Below are 18,543 nucleotides of genomic sequence, written 5' to 3' on the forward strand. Positions count from 1 at the left end.
CCCGCGGGAGGCAGCGATCGAACGCATGCGGTGTCATCGACGTCGAGTTCCGACCGCCAGCTCGTGGCGGTCGGCGAGCCAGGCCGCGATGCGTTCGGCGGCGAGCTCGTTGCCGGTGGGTTCGCCCGGGGCGATCGCGCCGCCGAAGTGCGTGCCGCGCACGGCCACGTGGGTGCGGTCCGCGGCGCCGAGCGCGTCGACCATCCTCCGGGTGTCGGACGGGAACGCCGCCTGGTCGCCGGTGAGCTCGACGAACAGCGTCGGCACGGTCACGCCCGGGGCGCAGCGCGCGAAGTCGGCGTTCGTGGACAGCCCCGACCACGTCGAGAGCCACGCCTCGGGGGTGGTCAGGCGGCCGAATCCGACCTGGCCGTAGTTGATCAGGTCGGGCCGCGCCCCGAACAGCGAGCCGTAGGGGCGCTCGTTGGGGTCGAGCGAGAGGTCGACCGTGCGCGGGTCGGCGTCGGTGCGGAACACCGTGACGACGTGCGGGGCGAGCGCCCGGCGTCGGTCGGCCGGGTCGCCGGAGGCCTGGTGCGCCGCGCGCGCCGCGGCGGCGCGGGCGACGTGCTCGCGGGCGACGGCGTCGATGCGCGCGACGCGGTCGCGCTGGGCGGCGCGGTAGCGCTCGAGGAACGCCGGCGCGTAGGACGAGCTGGTCGGGGGCTCGGCGAACCCGTTCTCCGCCCGGAAGGGGTCGAGCGCGGGCACCACCGACATCGGGTCGCCCTCGTCGGCGACCGAGGGGTCGATGCAGCCCAGCAGCAGGCGGCCCTGGCCCGGGTGCGGGGCGAGGAACACGACGCCGTCGCTGACGGGCATGGCCGCGTCGGCCAGCGTCGTCGGGCGCCCCGCGGGCGTGGTGGCGAGCCGGTCGGCCGGCGCGAGCGCGGCCTGCTCGAGGTAGAAGGCGAAGAGCGTGCCGCCGCCGGAGTGCCCGAGCGGGACGATCGCGTCGAACCCCCGCTCGCGCAGGAACACCATGCCCGCGGCGACGTCGAGCAGCGCCTGCTCGTGCACGAGCGTGAGGTCGTTGTTGACCGAGCGGGTGTGCTGGGTCCACACCGCGGCCCCGGCGCGCAGCAGGTGCGGCACGAGCGCGTGGTGGGTGACGTCCTGGCGCGGGTGCATGAGGCTGACGACCGTGCGCGCACCCGGCACGGTGGCCAGCACCCCGCGCACGGTGGCGCCGTCGGCCGTCGTCAGCTCGTGGACGCTGGTGACGGTGGCGGCGGGGCGCTCGTCGACCGCGACGTACCGTCCGGCCCCGAGTCCTGAGGTCCTTCCCGTCGCTTCGCTCGCCCTGGAAGGCGCGCTCATGCCGGGTCGACCCGCAGCGCGTCCTTGTCGTGCTGGGTGACGCTGCCCCCGGCGACGCCCGCGACGCACGAGTACCAGACCGCGTGGCGGCAGCCGGTCGCGCGCCGGTCGACGACGATCGGACCGTCGGCGGTGATCTCGAAGTACGGCCCGACCTTCCCGACCGTCACCGTCGTGTCCTCGCCCGCCACCTTCGCCACGGTCGTGTTCTCCGGGACGTCGAGGACGTAGAGCGCGGTCACCGGGCCGGCTCCTGCGCGCGCTCCCAGTCGGCCGCCCGCTCCACGATCAGCTCGGCCTTGCGCGCGAGAAGCTGGCCGAACGTCGGCTCCGGGTCGGCCACGACGTCGAGCAGGGCGTCGATCGTCAGGTTCGCGTCGAGGTCCTCCTGCGGCGTCACCGGACGCATCGCGCGGGTGAACTCGACCATGTAGCCGTTGGGGTCGTGGGTGTAGATCGACTCGATGGTCTCGTGCTGGATCTGCATCTCGACCGGCCACTGCGAGTCGTCGAGGCGGCGCCGGTACTCCAGCAGGTCGTCCTGGTCGTCGACGTGGATGGCCAGATGGCGCGACCGGACGAAGAACTCCGGGACCTCGGGGCCGAAGCCCGCGTAGACGTCGCCGCGCTCGCGGCCGTGCTGCCGGTCGAGACCGAAGTAGTAGAAGAACGCGATCCGGTCGTCGTTGCCGATGTCGAAGAAGAAGTGGATGAAGTCCGGGTGGTCCTCGGGGCCCCAGCCGGCCGCGCAGATCGAGTGCACGACCGGGAAGCCGAGGACGTCCCGGTAGAAGCGCACCGTGCCCGCAGGGTCGAACGTCGGGAACGCGGCGTGGTCCACACCCCGGACCTTGTGCTCGAGCGTCATGGGAAGGAGGTTACGCCGACTTCTACGGTGGCGTCAATCTTTTGACGATTGCGACGAGCCGTTGATGACGTGCTCGAGGTAGTCCAGGTCCTGGCGCAGCAGGGCGAGCGCCGCGGCCGGGTCGTCGGGGCGCGGGCTGGCGGGCTGGCGGTCCTCGGGCTGCGCGACGAGCGCCACCGCCATCTCGGCCATCTGCTCCGCGACGTCGTCGACCGACCGCGCGCCCCCGGGGTGGAACCACCACGCGATCCAGTTGCACATGCCGATCAACGCGAGCGCGGTCGTGCGGACGTCGCCGGGACGGAACTCGCCGCTGCGCACGCCCTGGTCGACGACGCGCACGACGCCGTCGAGCACCCGGCGCTTGGCCACCTCGTGGGCGCTCGCCAGGTCCCCGGGCAGCTCGGACTCCGAGCGGATGACGAGACGGAAGCGCGCCGCGTGGTCGGCCTGGCGCGCCGCCAGCAGCCGCACCAGCGATCGGATCTTCGCGGTGGCGTCGAGGTCGCGCCCGGCGATCTCCTCGACCATGTCGGCCGGTCCCTCGGTGATCTCGGTGACCAGCCGCGCGAGGAGCTCGTCCTTGTTGCGGACGTAGTAGTACAGCGCCGGGCGCGTCATCCCCATCGCGTCGGCGATGTCCTGCAGGCTCGTGCCCGCGAAGCCGCGCTCGGCGAACAGCCGCGTGGCCTGCTCGTAGATCTGGGACTCGACGAGCTCGCGGCGGGTGGATGCTCGCCCGGCGTCGCTCATGACCGGCGACGATACGGCGGGACGGTCGTCACACCACGGTCGAGTCCGCGGCGGACTCGGCCGTCGTGCGGTCCGGCGACGCCGCCCGGGCGCCCTTCGGGACGGCGACGATCGCGACGGCGCCGAGGAGGGCGGGGCCGGCGAAGGCGTAGAAGAGCACCGGGAGCGGCAGGTCCGCGGACAGCAGCACACCCCCGTAGACCGGGCCCAGGATGCCACCGAGGCGCCCGACCGACAGCGCCGTGCCGATCGCCGTGGCCCGGACGTGGACGGGGTACCGGCTCGCGATGAACACGTTGACGAGGATCTGGGTGCCGACCGTGCCGATGCCGGCGAGGACGACCGCGACGTAGAGCGCGACGGTCGGCAGGGGCTGGCTGAGCACCGAGATCCCGACCACCGCGAGGAGGAACGAGGCGGCCGTCGCCGGCCGCGACCCGATCCGATCGGCGATGCGTCCCACCACGACCGGGCCCACCGCCGTGCCGACGTTGAGCACGACCAGGAACGTCAGGGCCGACCCCACCTCGTAGCCCGCCGAGCGCATGAGCTGCGGCAGCCACGTGTAGAGCCCGAACAGGACGAGCAGCGAGGCGAACGTGGCCAGGCAGAAGAGCAGGGTCTGGACGAGGTGGCGGCGCCCGAACAGGAGGGCGAGCCTGCCCCGACCGTCACCGTCACCCGTCACCGTGTCCTCCGCGGTCGCGAGGGCCGGCGGGAGCCCGAGCCGCGCCACCCACCGCTGCGCCTCCTCGACGCGCCCCCGGCTGCGCAGGTGCACGAGCGACTCCGGCAGGTACCGGACCGCGGCGGGCAGGACGAGCAGCGCCGCGAGGCCGCCGACGAGGTACACCACGCGGAAGCCGAGGTCCGGCCCGAGCACGGCGGCGACGACCGCCGCGAGCGTGCCGCCGACGCCGATCCCAGCGAACGCGAGCGCGGTGTTGAGGTTGTGGCGGCCGGGCGCGGAGTACTCGTAGACCAGCGCCGCGATCGACGGCAGGACCCCGCCGACGCCGAGGCCGACGAGCAGGCGGCCGACGGCGAAGAGGGTCACGCCCGGCGCGACCCCGCAGAGGATCATCGCGAGGGAGAACACGGCGGTGCTGATGAGGATCAGCCGCCGCCGGCCGAGCTTGTCGGTCAGCAGGCCGACCACGATCGCGCCGACGAGCATGCCGACCGGCGTCAGCGCGCCCAGCACGCCGGCCTGCGCGACGCTCACGCCCCACGTCTCGTCGGCGAGCAGGAACGGCAGCGCGGCGCCGAAGGCGATGACGTCGTAGCCCTCGAGGGTCATGCACCCGAGGCAGAGCAGCAGGACGCTCGCCGGGGTGCGCGGGATCGCCGGGGCGGCGGTCACCACACCACGTCCACGCGCTGCGGCCCGCAGAACATCGGGCTCGCGACGTCATCGTAGGTGGCGCCGGGAGCGAGCGCGAGCGTCGGCAGCTTGTCGAGCAGCGCCTCGAGCACCGTCGAGATCTCGATACGCGAGAGCTCCGCGCCCAGACACAGGTGCACGCCGTGGCCGAACGAGAAGTGCCGGCGTGCGGTCGGGCGGTCGAAGACGAACGTGTCGGCGTCGTCGCCGAACACGGCGGCGTCCATGTTCGCCGACTCCAGCCCGATGATCAGCCGCTCGTCACCGGCCATCGCCTCGCCGTCCAGCTCGGTGTCGCCGGTGACGGTGCGCAGCACCCACCGGATCGCCGAGCCGTGCCGCAGGCCCTCCTCGCGCACCTGGTCGACCAGCGACCGGTCCGCCAGCAGCGTCTCCCACCGGGACCGGTCGACCAGCAGCTGGTACACCGTCGAGCCGATCGTGTACGCGGTGCTCTCCAGCCCGGCGACGAAGAGCTGCCAGGCGTGGAACGCGACCTCCTGTTCGGTCAGTTCGCGCCCGTCCACCCGGCCGAGCGCCAGGCGCGTGACGAGGTCGTCGGGCGGGTTCTCCACGCTGCGCCGCGACCGGGCGGCCGCGGTGAAGTACTCCTCCAGCCGGCGCCACTCATCGGTGCCGACGAAGCTCGCCGGCAGGATCGCGGTGATCGCCAGCGAGAGGCGGGCGAGCTCGTCGGAGTCCTCCGCCGGGACGCCGACCAGCCGCGCGATGACCCGCGCCGTCAGCGGCAGGGCGACCTGGCCGACGAGGTCGGCGGGCCCGCGGTCCGGGAGCGCGTCGATCAGCTCGACCGCGTACTCGCGCACCCACGGCGCGGCCTCGGTGATGGCCTTGCGGGCGAAGCCGGGCCGCAGCAGCGCGCGCAGGGCGGTGTGCTCGGGAGGGTCGCTCTGGGTGATCAGGGCGGGCGGCGGCTCGGCCCCGTCGTCGCCTTCCAGCACGAAGTTGCCCGCGTTGCTGAAGGTCCCGTGGTCGAGCAGCGCCTGCCGGACCGTCTCGTGCCGCCCGGCGAACCCGAGGCCGGGGGCGACGCGGTGCACGGGGCAGCCGGCGCGGACCTCGGCGAGCTCGGCGCGCACCTCGTCGAGGGGGCCGGGCACCAACGGGTTGAACGGGGCGGTGCCCGAATCCGGGCCGGACTCGGTGGTGGTCATCGCACGCTCCTCGTGAGACTCGGGGCGCCGGCCCGCAGCAGGGACCCGGCGTCGGGGAGGTCGGGGGCGAGGCCGAGGCCGCGCAGGAGGCAGAAGGCGCCCGCGGTGGCCGCGGACAGGACGGGCAGGCCGAGCTCCTGCTCGGCGCGCTCGACCAGGGGCAGCGAGGGCATCTGGACGCACGCGGAGATCACCAGCGCGTCGGCGCCGGTGAGGTCGAGCCCGCGCGCGGCGTCCATCACCCGCTCGCCGGGGATGCAGCCGACCTCGGCGTTGTCGGCGACCTCGAGCGCGACCCAGTCGCCGACCTCGAGCTCCTCGGCCTCGAGGTAGCCGACGACCCGCTCGGCCAGCGGCCGCACGTACGGCGTGACGAGCACGATCCGCCGCGCGCCGAGCGCGGCCAGGGCGTCCACCAGCGCGCCGGCGCTGGAGACCGGGCCGGCCTCGACGCCGCGCTCGTGCAGCTGCGCGGCGACCTCCGACTCGACGCGCCGGTGCTCCCCGGCCCCTTGCGCCATGACGGCGACGAGGCAGGCGTAGAGCAGCGCGTCGACCCGGGCGTCGGCGAGCTCGTCGACGCACCGCCCGCGCTGGTCGTTCATCGCGGCCAGTTCCTCGGGCGAGACCGTGTGCATGCGCATCCGGCTGCCGTGGAACGAGAACGTCGCGTCGCGGTGGCGCGCGAGCAGCGCGGGGATCTCGGTCTCGACGGTGACGTTGGAGCTGGGGACGATCAGCCCGACGCGGTGATGGCTCACAGCGCTCCTTCTTCGCGAAGCTTCTCGGTGATCTCGCCCGCCATCGCCTTCTTGTCGAGCTTCCCGACGCGCGTGCGCGCCAGGGCCGCGACGGGTTCGAGGCGCTCGGGCCACTTGAACGTGGCCACCCCGAGCCCGCGCAGGTGCGCGCGGACGTCGTCGAGCGTCACCGGGGTGCCGTCGGTGACGACGTACGCGCAGCCCCGCTCGCCGAGCCGCGGGTCGGGCATCGCGACCAGGGCCACCTCGACGATGTGCGGATGCGCGAGCAGCAGCAGCTCGACCTCCTCGGCGTTGATCTTCTCGCCGCCGCGGTTGATGAGGTCCTTGATCCGGCCCTCGATCGAGATCGCGCGGTGGCCGTCGATGACGCGGACCGCGGCGAGGTCGCCGGTGCGGTAGAAGCCGCCGGGGGTGAAGGCCGACTGGGATCCACCGGCGTTCCGTTCCTCCGCCGCGTAGTAGCCGCGCAGCGTGTACGGGCCGCGGGCGCACAGCTCGCCGACCTCGCCGTCGGGTACCGGCTCGTCGCCGCCCGGCTCCAGCACGACCGCCTCGTCGGCGGGCGAGACCGGCACACCGACCGTGGTCCGGCGCAGCTCCGCGGACCCGTCCCGCGGGGTGACGAGGAAGAGCCCCTCGGCCATCCCGAACAGCTGGCCCACCCACGCGCCGCGGGCGCCCACGGCCGCGAAGAGCTCCTCGGAGACCTTCGCCCCGGAGAGCACGACGATCCGCAGGTGCTCGGCGAGCGCCGGGAAGTCGGGGTGGTCCACCGCGCGGTAGTGCACGTGCCCGAACAGCACCGAGGTGGTGCGCTCGGCGACGAGCAACGGCATCGCCGCGTCGAGCTCGTGGCCGGTGAGCACGAGGCACGCGCCGACGGTGTGCGCCGCGTGCACCCCGCACGTGATGCCGGCGTTGTGGATCACCGGGATGAGGTGGCCGACGCGGTCGTCCGCGGTCCAGCCGAGCACGTCGGCGTAGGCGCGGGCGTTGTACCAGTACTCGGCGTGCTGGCGCGGGATCAGCTTGGGCACGCCGGTGGTGCCGCCGGAGAGCTGGAGGACCGCGACGTCGTCGGGGTCGATCCCCCGCTGGATCGCCGCGACCCGGGCGCGCGCCTCCTCGGCGTCGACGTCCGCCCCGAGGTCCTCGAGCCGCACGGCGTGCGCCGGCAGCGCCGCGTCGGCGGGCGCCCCGAGCACGAGGACGTGTTCGAGGCTCGGGTGCCCGTCGGCCTGCTCGACGGCGAACGCGACGAGGTCGGTGCCCTTGGTACCCCACTCGACGAGGTGCGCGCGGGCGCCGACGGCGCGGCTGATGTGCGCGATCTCGTGGCCGCGGTGTGCGGCGAGCGTCGCGACCGGCACGAGACCGGCCTTGAGCAGCGCGTACCACGCGACGACGGTCTCGAGCCGGTTGGTGACCTGCACGAGCACCGCGTCGCCCGGCGTCAGCCCGAGCGCGGCCAGTCCCGCGCCGATCCGGTCGGCGTCGCGGTCGAGCTCGGCGTAGGTCAGCCGGCCCTCCGCGGCGACGACGGCGTCGCGGCCGGGGTGCCGCCCAGCGGACGCGTGGAACTCGTCGGCGAGGGTCCGCGTGCCCCACAGCCCGTCGTCGCGGTAGGCCGCGGCGGCCTCGGTGGGGAACGGGACGCGCCGGTCGTCCCAGCGCGCGGTCGGTCGGCGGGTCGGGGTGGGTGAGGTGGTCACGACTGCTCCTTCCGCAGGGCCACCAGGTGCGTGCGGTCGGCGGCGAGGCCGTCGGCGAGGTCGTCGCGCAGGTCCTCGGGTCCCGCGACGACGACGAGGGCCGGCGTGCGGCGTCGCAGCCGCTCGGCGACCTCGAGGCGCGTGAGCACGCTGGCCCGGTCGTCGCCTCCGGTCAGCCAGACGGTGCCGGTGACGGCGGCGCCCCGGGTGACGGCGTCCTCGACCGCCTCCTCGACCGCCTCCTCGCGCCCCGAGGGACGGTCGTCGGTCCCGAGGTCGAGCACGGTCGCCCCGAGCGCCGCGGGGTCGTCGGGGAGGACGCGGGTGTCGAAGCCGCGCGACCCGGCGGGACCGTCGGCGACCGGCTCCTGGCCCGGCGTCGAGGGCCGCAGGGGCCGCGCGAGCACCCAGTCCGTGAGTGCCCCGGCAACCGGCGGCTCCTCCCCCGCCCACTGCCGCAGGGCCGACCCCACGACCTCGGGGGTGCCGGCGGCGAAGCGGTCGAGCGAGACGTTCCCTGCGCGGCTCATGTAGGCCACGAGGAGCTGCTCGACCGGGAGGTCCAGGCGCTCCGGGAACGTGTCCCACCAGCGCCGGGACCGCTCGGCGATGTCCTGGATCCGCGTGACCGCCGGACGGCGGGCCGTCCCGTAGGCGGTCAGCGCTCCGTCGAGGTCGTCGGCCTCGCCGAGCGCGGAGACCAGCGCGATCGCGTCCTCCATCGCGAGCTTGGTGCCGGAGCCCACCGAGTAGTGCGCGGTGTGGGCCGCGTCCCCGAGCAGCACGGTCCGCCCGTCGTGCCAGCGCGCGCACCGCACCGTCCGGAACTGCAGCCAGCGGGTGCGGTTCCCGATCAGCCGGTGGCCGTCGAGGTGCCGGGCGAACACGTCGGACAGGTGGTCCAGCGCGACCTCGTCGGAGGCCTCGAACGGGAGGTCCGCGCCGGTCCGGTCGAACCCGGCCGCCCGCCAGGTCGCCTCGTCGGTCTCGACGAGGAACGTGCTGCGGTCGGGCGCGTAGGGGTAGGCGTGGGTGACGTACACGCCGTGCTCGGTGCGCTCGGGCGCGAACAGCGCGTGCGGCAGCGCCACGTCGACCCCGGCCCAGAGGTACCAGCCGGTCCCGACCTCGACGTCCTCACCGAACGCCCCCGCGGCCCGGGTCGCGCTCCCGACCCCGTCCGCGGCGATCACCAGGTCCGCGTCGAGGTCGTCCGCGGCGCGCCGCGTGCCGAACTCGAGCTTCACCCCGGCGTCCTCGGCGTGACGCTGCAGCACAGCCAGCAGCTCCGCCCGTCCCACCGCGACGAGGCTGGAGACGCTCATCCCCGCCTCGCGGCCGCCGACGCGCATCCGCATGTCGTGCGACCACGCGTTCGCGAGGATGTCGTCGAGGGAGGCGGGGTCGGCCTCGGCGAGCCGGCGCTGGGTGCGCGCGGCGAGCCCGACCCCGAACCCGAACGTCTGGTCCGGCACCCCCTGCTCGTGCACGACGACGTCGCAGTCCGGGCGGGCGAGCTTGATCAGCCGCGCGGCGTAGAGACCTCCCGGTCCCCCGCCGAGCACGGCGACACGTCTCAGCTGCACGTCAGGACCTTCCCGACAGCGCAGCGTCCGCGAGCACCCGGCTCGTGCGGGTCACGTCGTCGACGTGGTCGACCGGCACGACCGCCGTCGAGATCGCCGTGAAGCACCCCGGGCAGCAGTACTGCCGGAAGTGCACCGCACCGTCGACGTAGTCCCCCGCGCCGTCCACGACCTGCGGCCCCGCGTCGCTGACCGGCCCCTCGTAGCGGACGAGGTCGAGCTCGCCGACCGCCCCGGGACCCCCGGACCGATGACTCAGCACGGTGGCGCAGTGCTTGCAGGCCACCTGATCGCCGACCGCGACGAGGTTGTCGTCGAGCCGGCGGCTGTCGGTGAGCTCGATCGTCTCCCGGCTTCCGCCGGCCTCGCCCCGCGCCCGCCGGGCGTCGCGCAGCTCCCGGCGACGCGCCTCGGTCGCGCCCGTGTCCACGGTCCCGGCGTCGTCGACGACGACGCCGTACGCCGCCGCCGCGGTGGCCGCGGTGACCTTCTCCTCCCGCACGTCGCGGGCGACGTCGGCGGGGTCGCGGGTCAGCGGGTCGCCGTAGCCCCCGCCGCCCTGCCAGAACATGGTGAAGACCTCGCCCGGCGCCACGTACGTCTCGCCGTAGCAGGGCTGCAGCTCCGCGGTGCCGCCGACCTCGTCGAGGTCACCCGGCATCCGGCCGGCGCCGAGCATCGCGGAGACCTCGCTGTCGCGGGCGATCCACTCGACACCGGTGTTGCCGGGGTAGCCGCCGGCGAGCCCGTTGTTCTGGCTGACGGCCTTGCCGTTGGAGGCGAGGACCAGGCCGATCGGGAAGCTCGTGCCGTGCGGGGTGATCGCGAGCGACGCGCCGACACCACCCCGCCGGCGTCCGGGTCCGCCCGAGTCCGGCTCCTCACGCCGCCACAGCGCGAGCACCGGGTAGAGGAACTCGGTCATCTCGACGTCGGGGACGCGCCCGAGCGGGATGCAGAAGAGGCCACCGGTGTCCATGCCGTCGGCCTGCGGCTGGGCGCCGTAGCCGCCCGCCATCGGGTCCATCATGATCGACAGGAACGGCGTCGGGACGGCCCCGCGCTGGTCGAGACCGGCGATCACGGCGGTGTCCCAGGTGCCGCAGCACGTGGCCTGGACGTGCGACCCGTCGTTGCTGAGGTTCGGCGCCTGGTCGAGCATCTGGCTCAGACACTCGGCGACGAGGTTGCCGGTCAGCCACGCCGGCCCGATCGGCCCGCGGCCGACCGCGGCCGGGAAGCCGGCGTTGTTGATCGTGCCTTCCTCGGCGACGAGGTCGAAGCAGCGCATCAGCCCGCCGGCCGACCACGGGATGTCGCCGGCGAGGATCGGCAGCAGCGCGAGCATCACGCCGCCGCGCATGCCGGCGTACGTGCAGTTGACGACGCCGGACTGCGGGTCGGTGCCGGTGAAGTCGAAGGTCAGGTGGTCGGCGGCCTTCGTCATCGCCACCGTGATCTTGTGCAGGCCGCGGTCGCCGGTGTGCGACTGGTCCTGGTAGCCGGTGGCGTGCCAGGTGCCGTCGGGGAGGTCCGTGAGCTTGCCGCGCAGGCGCGACTCGGCGTCGGCCATCATCCGCTTCATCACGGCCTTGACCGTGTCGGCGCCGTACTGCTCGATCACCGCGAGGAGCCGGTCACGGCCGACGGTGTTGGCGCCGACCTTCGCGCGCAGGTCGAGCCCGATCATCATCGGCACGCGCGAGCGGCGGACCCACACGTCGGCGACGTCGTCCTGCAGCAGCCCGTCGCGCACGACCTTGACCGGCGGGGTCGGCAGCGACTCGGAGAACACGTCCTGCGCGGCCGGCGAGAACGAGCCGAGGCCGACGCCGCCGAGGTCGGGCTGGTGGGCGATCGCGGAGGTCCAGCCGAACAGCTTCCCCTCCCAGAACACCGGCTGGTACACCATCGCGTCGTTCTGGTGCAGCCCGCCGCCGACCCACGGGTCGTTGGTGAGGAACATGTCGCCCTCGGCGATGCCGGGGTTGGCCGCGCGGTGCTGCAGGGTCCAGTAGATCGCGAGGTCCACCGCGCCGACGAGCATCGTGTTGTACAGCCCGACCTGCACCTCCTGGCCGAGCTCGTCGGACACGGCGAAGTCGAAGTCGTTCGCGTCGGTGACGATCGGCGAGCCGGACATGCGCTTGAGCGCCTCGCCCATCTCGTCGGTGACCGACCAGAGACGGTGCCGGATGACCTCGTAGGTCAGCGGGTCGACCGCGTCGATCTGCTGCTGGGTGACGGTGTGGACGGGCAGGCTCTCGGGCAGCTGCGCGGCGAGCGTGGCGGGGTCGATCGGGCGGCTCGAGAACCTCTCGGAGCCGGGGACGGCCATCACCATGGGTCAGGCTCCGTTCTTGGCGTTCTTGACGATGTGGAGGTTGCCGAGCTCGTCGACGGTGCCGGTGCGGCCGCCGGGGACGACGACGGTGGTCGTCGGGACCTCGATCACCGCCGGGCCGGTGACGACGTGGCCGGCGCGCAGGGCGGTGTAGTCGTAGATCGGGGTGTCGACGAAACCCTGGCCGATCTCGAGGTAGACCGGCCGCCTGCCGCTGGCGGGCGGCTCGCCGTCGGCCTTCCCGAGCGGCGGCAGCTCCGGGCTGAAGGGCAGGACGCCGCGACCGCGGACGCGGTAGGTGATGGCCTGAATGCCGGCGGCGCTGAAGCCGGAGCCCGGACCGTAGAGCTCGGCGTACTTCTGCTCGAACCGGTTCGCGACATCGTTCATGGCGTTCTCGTCGAGCGGGCCGTCGCCGACGGTCACCGTGACCTCGGCGAGCTGCATCGCGTAGCGCATGTCGACCTCGCGGACGATCTCGACGCGGTCGAACTCGAGACCCTGGCGGTCGAGGCCCTGGCGGACCTGGTCGGTGAGCTGGGCGAAGTTCTTCTCCGCACGCACCGGGTCGACCGGGAGCTGGGCGGGGTCGGAGAGCTCCTGGGCGAGCGCGATGTCGGACGCGGCGAGGCCGTAGGCGGAGAACGCCGAGGCGACCGGGCCGAGCGGGACGACGACCTCGTTCACGCCGAGGTGCGTCGCGTACTTCGCGCAGAAGGCGGGGCCGGAGCCGCCGAAGGCGTAGAGGACGAACTCGCGCGGGTCGTGGCCGGCCTCGACGACGCTCTTGCGCAGCAGGTCGCCGGTCTGCGCGTTCTGCGCGGCGTGGACGGCCGCGGCCGCGTCCTCGACCGACAGGCCCAGCGGCTCCGCGACCTTCGTGCGGATCGCCTCGCGGGCCTTCTCCACGTCGAGCGCCTTGCGGCCACCGAGCAGGCCCGACGACGGGAGGATGCCGAGCACGAGGTTGGCGTCGGTGTTGGTCGGCTCGGTGCCGCCCTGGCCGTAGCAGGCGGGGCCGGGGACGGCCTGGGCGCTCTGCGGGCCGATGCGGAGGTTCCCGCCGGCGTCGACCCACGCGATCGCGCCGCCGCCGGAGCCGATGGCGTGCACCTTCAACGTCGGGACGTTGATCGGGTGGTGGTTGATGACGGTCGTGGTGTCGCGCTCCGGCTCGCCGTCGACGATGAGCCCGACGAGGAACGTCGTGCCGCCGACGTCGGTGGAGATGATGTTCCGGTGGCCGAGCCTGCGGCCCAGCTGCGACGAGCCGACGACGCCGCCGGTGAGCACGGACCCGACGGTCGAGATGGCCTGGGCCGGCGCCTCGGACGCGGCGACCGCCCCGCCGCCCGACTGCATGACGAGCAGGGGGCCGGCGAGCCCGCGGTCGGAGAGGCTGGTCTCGAGGTTCGTGAGGTAGTCGCGCAGGCCGGGGCCCACCTGCGTGCTCATGATCGTCGTGGAGTTGCGGGCGAACTCGCGGATGCGAGGGCTGACCTCGCTGGAGAGCGCGACGTAGACGTCGGGGTCGATCTCGTGCACGAGGTCGCGGATGCGGCGCTCGTGGACGGGGTTGCGGAAGGCCCACAGCAGGGAGACCGCGATCGCGCGGATGCCGTCGGCGCGCAGGGCCTCGACCTGGCGACGGACCCCGCCCTCGTCGAGCGCGACGACGACGTTGCCGTCGCGGTCGACGCGCTCGGTGACCTCGCGGGCGTGGCGCTTGGGCAGCAGATGGTGGTCCTTGTCCTGCGCGAGGACGTGCTGCAGCTCGTGCGGGCTGCGGCCGAGGTAGCGGCCCTCGACGTTCATGATGAAGATCGAGTCGCGGTGGCCCTTGGTGGTCAGGAACCCGACGTCGGGGACCTGGCGCATCACCAGGGCGTTGAGGCTCGACGTGGTGCCGTGGGCCACGTGGTGGGTGTCGGCCAGCATCTCCTCGACCGAGCGCCCGAGCTGCTCGGCGAGCAGTGCGAGCACGTCCAGCACGCCGCGGGAGTAGTCCGGGGGCGTCGACGGTGCCTTCGCCGCGATCACCGAGCCGGAGTCGTCGTCGAGCACCGCGTCGGTGAACGTGCCCCCCACGTCGACGCCGATCACGTAGGTCATGGATCACTCCTCGTCGAGCAGGCGTGACCCGAGCCACGCGTTTTACGTTAGCGTCGACTATCTGACACTACCGAAGGCTCGTCAAGGGCGACGGAGCTCCACGCGGAGCTCCTGGGCTGAGGGTCACGCGTCCAGGAACGTGGTCACCGCAGGTCGATGCCGAACAGGCCGCCGTGCAGGAGCAGCAGGGGCGGGCCCGCGTTCTCGTCACCGTGGATCTCGAAGTACATCCGCAGGTCGCCGATCGGGGCGTAGCCGGTGCGGGTGGGGGCGGTGTCGGGAGTGGGGGTGTTCATCGGGGGGCTCCTCGGGGTGGGGCGGACGGTCTCGCCCGCACGGCGAACGCCCTGGGCGGTTTCGACACGGACCCCGCGACGATTTCTCCCGACTTGCGTTCGAGTGCACTCGAAGGCCTACCGTCGAGAACGTGCCTGGTTCGATCATGGGAACGGCCGTCCGCCGCGTCGAGGACCCCGAGCTCCTCCGGGGCCACGCCACGTACGTCGACAACATCGTGCCGCCGGGGACGCTGTTCTGCGTCTTCGTCCGCTCACCCCTCGCGCACGCGCGCCTCGACTCGGTCGACGTCGCGAAGGCCCGGGAGGCGCCCGGTGTCGTCGCGGTCCTGACCGGCGACGACATGACCGGCATCCCCGACCACCGGCCGTTCATGGTCCTCAACGACGCCTGCGCGCGGCCGCTGCTCGCCCGCGGCAAGGTGCGTTTCGTCGGCGACATGGTGGCCGCCGTCGTCGCCACCACCCGCGCCGAGGCCGTCGACGCCGCCGAGCTCGTCGAGATCGACTACGACCCGCTCGAGCCCGTCGTCGACCCCGAAGCCGCCCTCGCCGACGGTGCCCCGCTGCAGTTCGAGGAGCTGGGCTCCAACCTCGCCGCCGGGTTCCGCGACCCCGACGACGTCCGCCCCCTCGACGACGCCGACGTCGTGGTGCGGGCGCGGATCGTCAACCAGCGCCTCGCCGTCGCGCCCATGGAGGGCAACGCCGTGACGGCGACGCCGGGCGGCGCACGCGACGGGGTGGGTGGGGACGACTACGACATGACCGTGCACGTCTCCACGCAGATGCCGCACGGGCTGCGGGGGCAGGTCGCGGTCCAGTGGGGCTGGGACCCCGAGCGGGTCCGCGTGGTCGCGCCGCACGTCGGCGGCGGGTTCGGCGGCAAGGCCGGCATGGCGCCCGAGCACGCCGTGGTCATCGAGGCGGCGCGACTGCTGGGCCGGGCGGTGACCTGGACCGAGACGCGCTCGGAGAACCTCACCGCGATGCCGCACGGCCGCGGCCAGGTGCAGTACGGCGAGCTCGGGCTGCGCCGCGACGGCACGATCACGGGGCTGCGCGCCCGGGTGGTCGGCGACTCCGGCGCCTACGCGGGGTTCGGCGGCGCGCTCGCGCTGGGCCCCACGCGGAACATGGCGCAGGGCGTCTACCGCATCCCCGAGATCGCCTACGACGCCGTCGCGGTGCTGACCACGACGACGCCGATGGGCGCGTTCCGCGGCGCCGGGCGTCCGGAGGCCGCGGCGATGGTCGAGCGGCTGGTGGACATGGCCGCGGCCGAGCTCGCCATGGACCCCGCCGAGCTGCGGCGGAAGAACTTCCTCGCGCCCGAGGAGTTCCCGCTGACCACGCGGACGGGCTCGCTCTACGACTCCGGCGACTACGGCCACGCCCTGGACGTGGCGCTGCGCGAGTCCGGGTACGACGCGCTGCGCCGCGAGCAGGCGGAGCGGCGTGCGCGCGGCGACCGCGTCGCGCTGGGCATCGGGCTCGCGGTGTACGTCGAGGTCACCGCCGGGGGCGGCGGCGGGGAGTACGGATCGGTGAGCGTCGACGCCGACGGCGGCGCGACGGTCGCGGTGGGGACCTCCGCGCACGGTCAGGGGCACGCGACGTCGTTCGCGATGATCGTCGCCGACCGCCTGGGCGTCCCGATGGAGCAGGTGCGCTTCGTACAGTCCGACACCGCGGCCGTGCCGCGCGGGGGCGGGACGGGCGGCTCGCGGTCGCTGCAGCTCGCCGGCTCCAGCGTGCTCGTCGCGGCCGACACCGTGCTCGCCCGGGCGCGCGAGGTCGTCGCGTCCGCGCTCGAGGCGGACGTCGACGACATCGCTGTCGTCGGAGCAGGCACCGACAGCGGTCTCGGCGTCGCGGGCGTCCCGGACCGGGCGCTGACCTGGCGCGAGATCACCGCCGCGGCCGAGGAGCAGGGGGTGTCGCTGGCCGAGGTGCGCGACGAGCAGCAGCCCGGCGCGACCTACCCGTTCGGCGCGCACGTCTCCGTCGTCGAGGTCGATCTCGACACCGGGCGGGTCACGCCGGTCCGGCACGTCGCCGTCGACGACTGCGGCACCGTGCTCAACCCGACGCTCGTCGCCGGTCAGCAGCACGGCGGGCTCGCGCAGGGCATCTCGCAGGCGCTGTGGGAGGGCTTCTCCTACGACGCCGACGGCAACCCGACGTCGGGCACGTTCGCCGCGTACCTGCTGCCGACCGCGGCCGAGGTGCCGTCCTACGAGGCCTCGTCCACCGAGACCCCCACGCCCTACAACCCGCTGGGCGCCAAGGGGATCGGCGAGGCCGCGACGATCGGAGCGACCCCCGCGGTGCAGAACGCCGTCGTGGATGCCCTCGCCCCGCTCGGGGTGCGTCACGTCGACATGCCGCTGACGCCCGACCGCGTCTGGCGGGCGATCCGCGACGCGGAGGCCGGCACGCCCGCGGACCCGTGGGCCGACCCGCCGGCGTTCTTCGCCGACCTGCCCGTGCGGGGCGCCTCGGCGGACCCGGAGGCGGCCGCCGTGGACGTGTAGCGGTCGACGGACAGGGCAGGTCAGCGGCGCTCGCGCGGACGGGGCGTGACGAGGGCCGGGGCGCACACCCCGCACCGCCGGCGCTGGGCCTCGACGTCCTCCCCCGCGGCCCAGGCCCGCACCACGTCCACGGCGTACGACCGGACGCCCGCGGGGACCTCCTCGGGCCGGTGGTGGTGGAGGGAGCCGTCGGCGATGGCGTCGCGCACCGCCGCGACACCGGCGACGAGGCGGACGGGGGCTCTGTGGGAGGTCGCGATACCCGACGAAACGGTCACACCCCCACAACGGCGCGCAGGGCGCGGAACTCGATCACCCGATCGGGGCCGGCCCCGCCCGGTCCAGCCCGGCCCCGTCGACGCGCGACTCCCCCGGTACGCCGCCGCACCCGGCCCACACCAGGGCCGCCGTGCGGGCCGCCCAGTCCTCGGCGAGGGTCTCGCCCCGCGCGGCGTGGGCCAGCCACGAGCCGGTCAGCAGGTCCTCCGCCGTGGTGTGGTCGGCGTGCCCGCGCAGGTGGCCCGCCTCGACCCCGGCGCGCAGGCACGCCCGCAGACGCCCCCGCCAGGGCTCCATCAGCTGGTGGCGGATCTGCTCGCGGACGCGGGGGTCGGTGCCGGCCACGAGGGCCGCGGCCACCAGCGCGGTCGCGTCGTGCTCGACGACGAAGCGCCGGAAGCGCGCGAGCTCGGCGACGAGGTCGGCGAACGGGTCGCCCGACGACGGGCCCGGGTCACCGTCGCGGATCGTCGCGAGCGCGGCGACCGCGAGCTCGGTGCGCCCGGCCCACCGGCGGTAGACCGCCGCCCGGGTCGTGCCCGCCTCCTCGGCGACCGCGGCGACCGACAGACCCGGCAGCCCGTCGTGGCGCAGGTGGCGCAGGACGACCTCGAGCACGAGCCGGTCGATCTCGGTGTTCCGGGGACGCCCCCCGACGTGCCCCGCGCCGTCACCCGACGTCGTCGGACGGGTCGGTGGGGCCTCCGGTGGGCGCGCGAGGTCGTGCTCGGCCGCAGACACGACTCCCAGGTGGCCCCGACGCACCGATACACAAACGTGTCGTATCGGCGCGTTCCGTGGCCGATGCGACGCTGCGCTCGTCGCTCTGACGAGCGGCGACGGCAGCTGGGCCGACCGGGTGACCGAATCGTGACCTCTGGGTGCGCCATCCGGGGCCACTGATACGGACCGTATTGCCCAGTCGACTGTGGCGAGGATAACGTTTAGGCCGATTCGATACGTGACTGCTGTGTATCGCCGGGGGGCACGCGGGGCCGACGCCACGGCGGGGAGGGACACGATGATCACGAACCGCGAACTGGACGTCATCGGGCTGCGCGATCTCACCGGGCTCGACGCCCCCGCCCCGCGCCGCGCAGCGGCCGTCGTCGAGGACGTGACCTACGAGCTGCTGCGTGAGATCCCGCCGTCTCGTGACGGCTGGTCGCTGCTGTGCCGCCGGGGCGGTCGTGTCTCGTGGTCGATGCCGCTGGCCCCGCGCGGGGCGGCACCCCGCGTCCGCCCGGCCGTGGCCCAGGCGGTCGCCGTGCGCGTGCTCACCGAGCAGGGCGTGTTCGTCAGCGGCTGGAACCAGGTCCCGGCCCGCGACGCGGCCGACCGCGACCACGACGAGCACTTCGTCGCCCGCCGGCCCCACGGGGCGTCGACCCTCCCCGCCTGAGCGGTTCGCGT

Annotated in this window: 16 protein-coding genes; 2 read left to right on the top strand and 14 right to left on the bottom strand. The window is 74.2% G+C overall.

Annotation, left to right across the window (positions count from 1 at the left end; translation table 11 throughout):
- Positions 1-33 precede the first annotated feature (33 nt).
- The 12 genes from AC2A1K_RS26915 to AC2A1K_RS26970 form a co-directional block, all read right to left on the bottom strand.
- Positions 34-1,320, bottom strand: coding sequence for an alpha/beta hydrolase (locus AC2A1K_RS26915; RefSeq protein WP_483899417.1), 1,287 nt, complete (start codon positions 1,318-1,320; stop codon positions 34-36).
- On the bottom strand, positions 1,317-1,562 hold the full coding sequence (locus AC2A1K_RS26920; protein WP_483899418.1) for a hypothetical protein: 246 nt from the start codon (positions 1,560-1,562) through the stop codon (positions 1,317-1,319). The genes AC2A1K_RS26915 and AC2A1K_RS26920 overlap by 4 nt, the downstream gene beginning before the upstream one ends.
- Complete coding sequence (locus AC2A1K_RS26925) at positions 1,559-2,188, bottom strand: VOC family protein (protein ID WP_483899419.1); 630 nt, start codon at positions 2,186-2,188, stop codon at positions 1,559-1,561. The genes AC2A1K_RS26920 and AC2A1K_RS26925 overlap by 4 nt, the downstream gene beginning before the upstream one ends.
- A 33-nt stretch (positions 2,189-2,221) precedes the next feature.
- The gene (locus AC2A1K_RS26930; protein WP_483899420.1) at positions 2,222-2,941 is read right to left on the bottom strand and encodes a TetR/AcrR family transcriptional regulator; all 720 of its coding nucleotides are present in this window, start codon (positions 2,939-2,941) and stop codon (positions 2,222-2,224) included.
- A 28-nt stretch (positions 2,942-2,969) separates the two neighbouring features.
- Positions 2,970-4,304, bottom strand: a complete 1,335-nt coding sequence (locus AC2A1K_RS26935; protein WP_483899421.1) for an MFS transporter — start codon at positions 4,302-4,304, stop codon at positions 2,970-2,972.
- On the bottom strand, positions 4,301-5,500 hold the full coding sequence (locus AC2A1K_RS26940) for a cytochrome P450 (protein ID WP_483899422.1): 1,200 nt from the start codon (positions 5,498-5,500) through the stop codon (positions 4,301-4,303). The genes AC2A1K_RS26935 and AC2A1K_RS26940 overlap by 4 nt, the downstream gene beginning before the upstream one ends.
- Positions 5,497-6,261, bottom strand: coding sequence for a maleate cis-trans isomerase family protein (locus AC2A1K_RS26945; protein WP_483899423.1), 765 nt, complete (start codon positions 6,259-6,261; stop codon positions 5,497-5,499). The genes AC2A1K_RS26940 and AC2A1K_RS26945 overlap by 4 nt, the downstream gene beginning before the upstream one ends.
- Positions 6,258-7,976: a (2,3-dihydroxybenzoyl)adenylate synthase gene (locus tag AC2A1K_RS26950; RefSeq protein ID WP_483899424.1), complete on the bottom strand. Its 1,719-nt coding sequence runs from the start codon at positions 7,974-7,976 to the stop codon at positions 6,258-6,260. The genes AC2A1K_RS26945 and AC2A1K_RS26950 overlap by 4 nt, the downstream gene beginning before the upstream one ends.
- Entirely contained in the window at positions 7,973-9,562 is a 1,590-nt protein-coding gene (locus AC2A1K_RS26955) for an FAD-dependent monooxygenase (protein WP_483899425.1), read from the bottom strand. The genes AC2A1K_RS26950 and AC2A1K_RS26955 overlap by 4 nt, the downstream gene beginning before the upstream one ends.
- A gap of 1 nt (position 9,563) precedes the next feature.
- On the bottom strand, positions 9,564-11,906 hold the full coding sequence (locus tag AC2A1K_RS26960) for a hydantoinase B/oxoprolinase family protein (protein ID WP_483899426.1): 2,343 nt from the start codon (positions 11,904-11,906) through the stop codon (positions 9,564-9,566).
- A 3-nt stretch (positions 11,907-11,909) separates the two neighbouring features.
- Entirely contained in the window at positions 11,910-14,018 is a 2,109-nt protein-coding gene (locus AC2A1K_RS26965) for a hydantoinase/oxoprolinase family protein (protein WP_483899427.1), read from the bottom strand.
- A gap of 143 nt (positions 14,019-14,161) precedes the next feature.
- Positions 14,162-14,314: a hypothetical protein gene (locus tag AC2A1K_RS26970; RefSeq protein ID WP_483899428.1), complete on the bottom strand. Its 153-nt coding sequence runs from the start codon at positions 14,312-14,314 to the stop codon at positions 14,162-14,164.
- A 131-nt stretch (positions 14,315-14,445) separates the two neighbouring features.
- On the opposite strand from AC2A1K_RS26970, the gene AC2A1K_RS26975 reads away from it, so the two are divergent.
- Positions 14,446-16,851, top strand: coding sequence for a xanthine dehydrogenase family protein molybdopterin-binding subunit (locus AC2A1K_RS26975; protein WP_483899429.1), 2,406 nt, complete (start codon positions 14,446-14,448; stop codon positions 16,849-16,851).
- Between the two features lie 20 nt (positions 16,852-16,871).
- Here the strand turns inward: AC2A1K_RS26975 and AC2A1K_RS26980 are convergent, their stop codons facing one another.
- Both AC2A1K_RS26980 and AC2A1K_RS26985 read right to left on the bottom strand, forming a co-directional pair.
- Positions 16,872-17,129, bottom strand: coding sequence for a hypothetical protein (locus AC2A1K_RS26980; RefSeq protein WP_483899430.1), 258 nt, complete (start codon positions 17,127-17,129; stop codon positions 16,872-16,874).
- Between the two features lie 34 nt (positions 17,130-17,163).
- Positions 17,164-17,871 carry a TetR/AcrR family transcriptional regulator gene (locus AC2A1K_RS26985; protein ID WP_483899431.1) on the bottom strand — a complete coding sequence of 236 codons (708 nt, stop codon included), beginning with the start codon at positions 17,869-17,871 and terminating at the stop codon, positions 17,164-17,166.
- A gap of 280 nt (positions 17,872-18,151) precedes the next feature.
- On the opposite strand from AC2A1K_RS26985, the gene AC2A1K_RS26990 reads away from it, so the two are divergent.
- Positions 18,152-18,532: a hypothetical protein gene (locus AC2A1K_RS26990; protein WP_483899432.1), complete on the top strand. Its 381-nt coding sequence runs from the start codon at positions 18,152-18,154 to the stop codon at positions 18,530-18,532.
- Positions 18,533-18,543 lie beyond the last annotated feature (11 nt).

Source organism: Actinomycetospora sp. 2LY8.5, assembly GCF_057180585.1.

What these genes read in the sequence shown, in the direction of transcription:
- AC2A1K_RS26970 (WP_483899428.1), bottom strand. Translation starts at nt 14,314, where the DNA reads ATGAACACCCCCACTCCCGACACCGCCCCCACCCGCACCGGCTACGCC.
- AC2A1K_RS26915 (WP_483899417.1), bottom strand. Translation starts at nt 1,320, where the DNA reads ATGAGCGCGCCTTCCAGGGCGAGCGAAGCGACGGGAAGGACCTCAGGA.
- AC2A1K_RS26940 (WP_483899422.1), bottom strand. Translation starts at nt 5,500, where the DNA reads ATGACCACCACCGAGTCCGGCCCGGATTCGGGCACCGCCCCGTTCAAC.
- AC2A1K_RS26930 (WP_483899420.1), bottom strand. Translation starts at nt 2,941, where the DNA reads ATGAGCGACGCCGGGCGAGCATCCACCCGCCGCGAGCTCGTCGAGTCC.
- AC2A1K_RS26965 (WP_483899427.1), bottom strand. Translation starts at nt 14,018, where the DNA reads ATGACCTACGTGATCGGCGTCGACGTGGGGGGCACGTTCACCGACGCG.
- AC2A1K_RS26990 (WP_483899432.1), top strand. Translation starts at nt 18,152, where the DNA reads ATGATCACGAACCGCGAACTGGACGTCATCGGGCTGCGCGATCTCACC.
- AC2A1K_RS26960 (WP_483899426.1), bottom strand. Translation starts at nt 11,906, where the DNA reads ATGGTGATGGCCGTCCCCGGCTCCGAGAGGTTCTCGAGCCGCCCGATC.
- AC2A1K_RS26925 (WP_483899419.1), bottom strand. Translation starts at nt 2,188, where the DNA reads ATGACGCTCGAGCACAAGGTCCGGGGTGTGGACCACGCCGCGTTCCCG.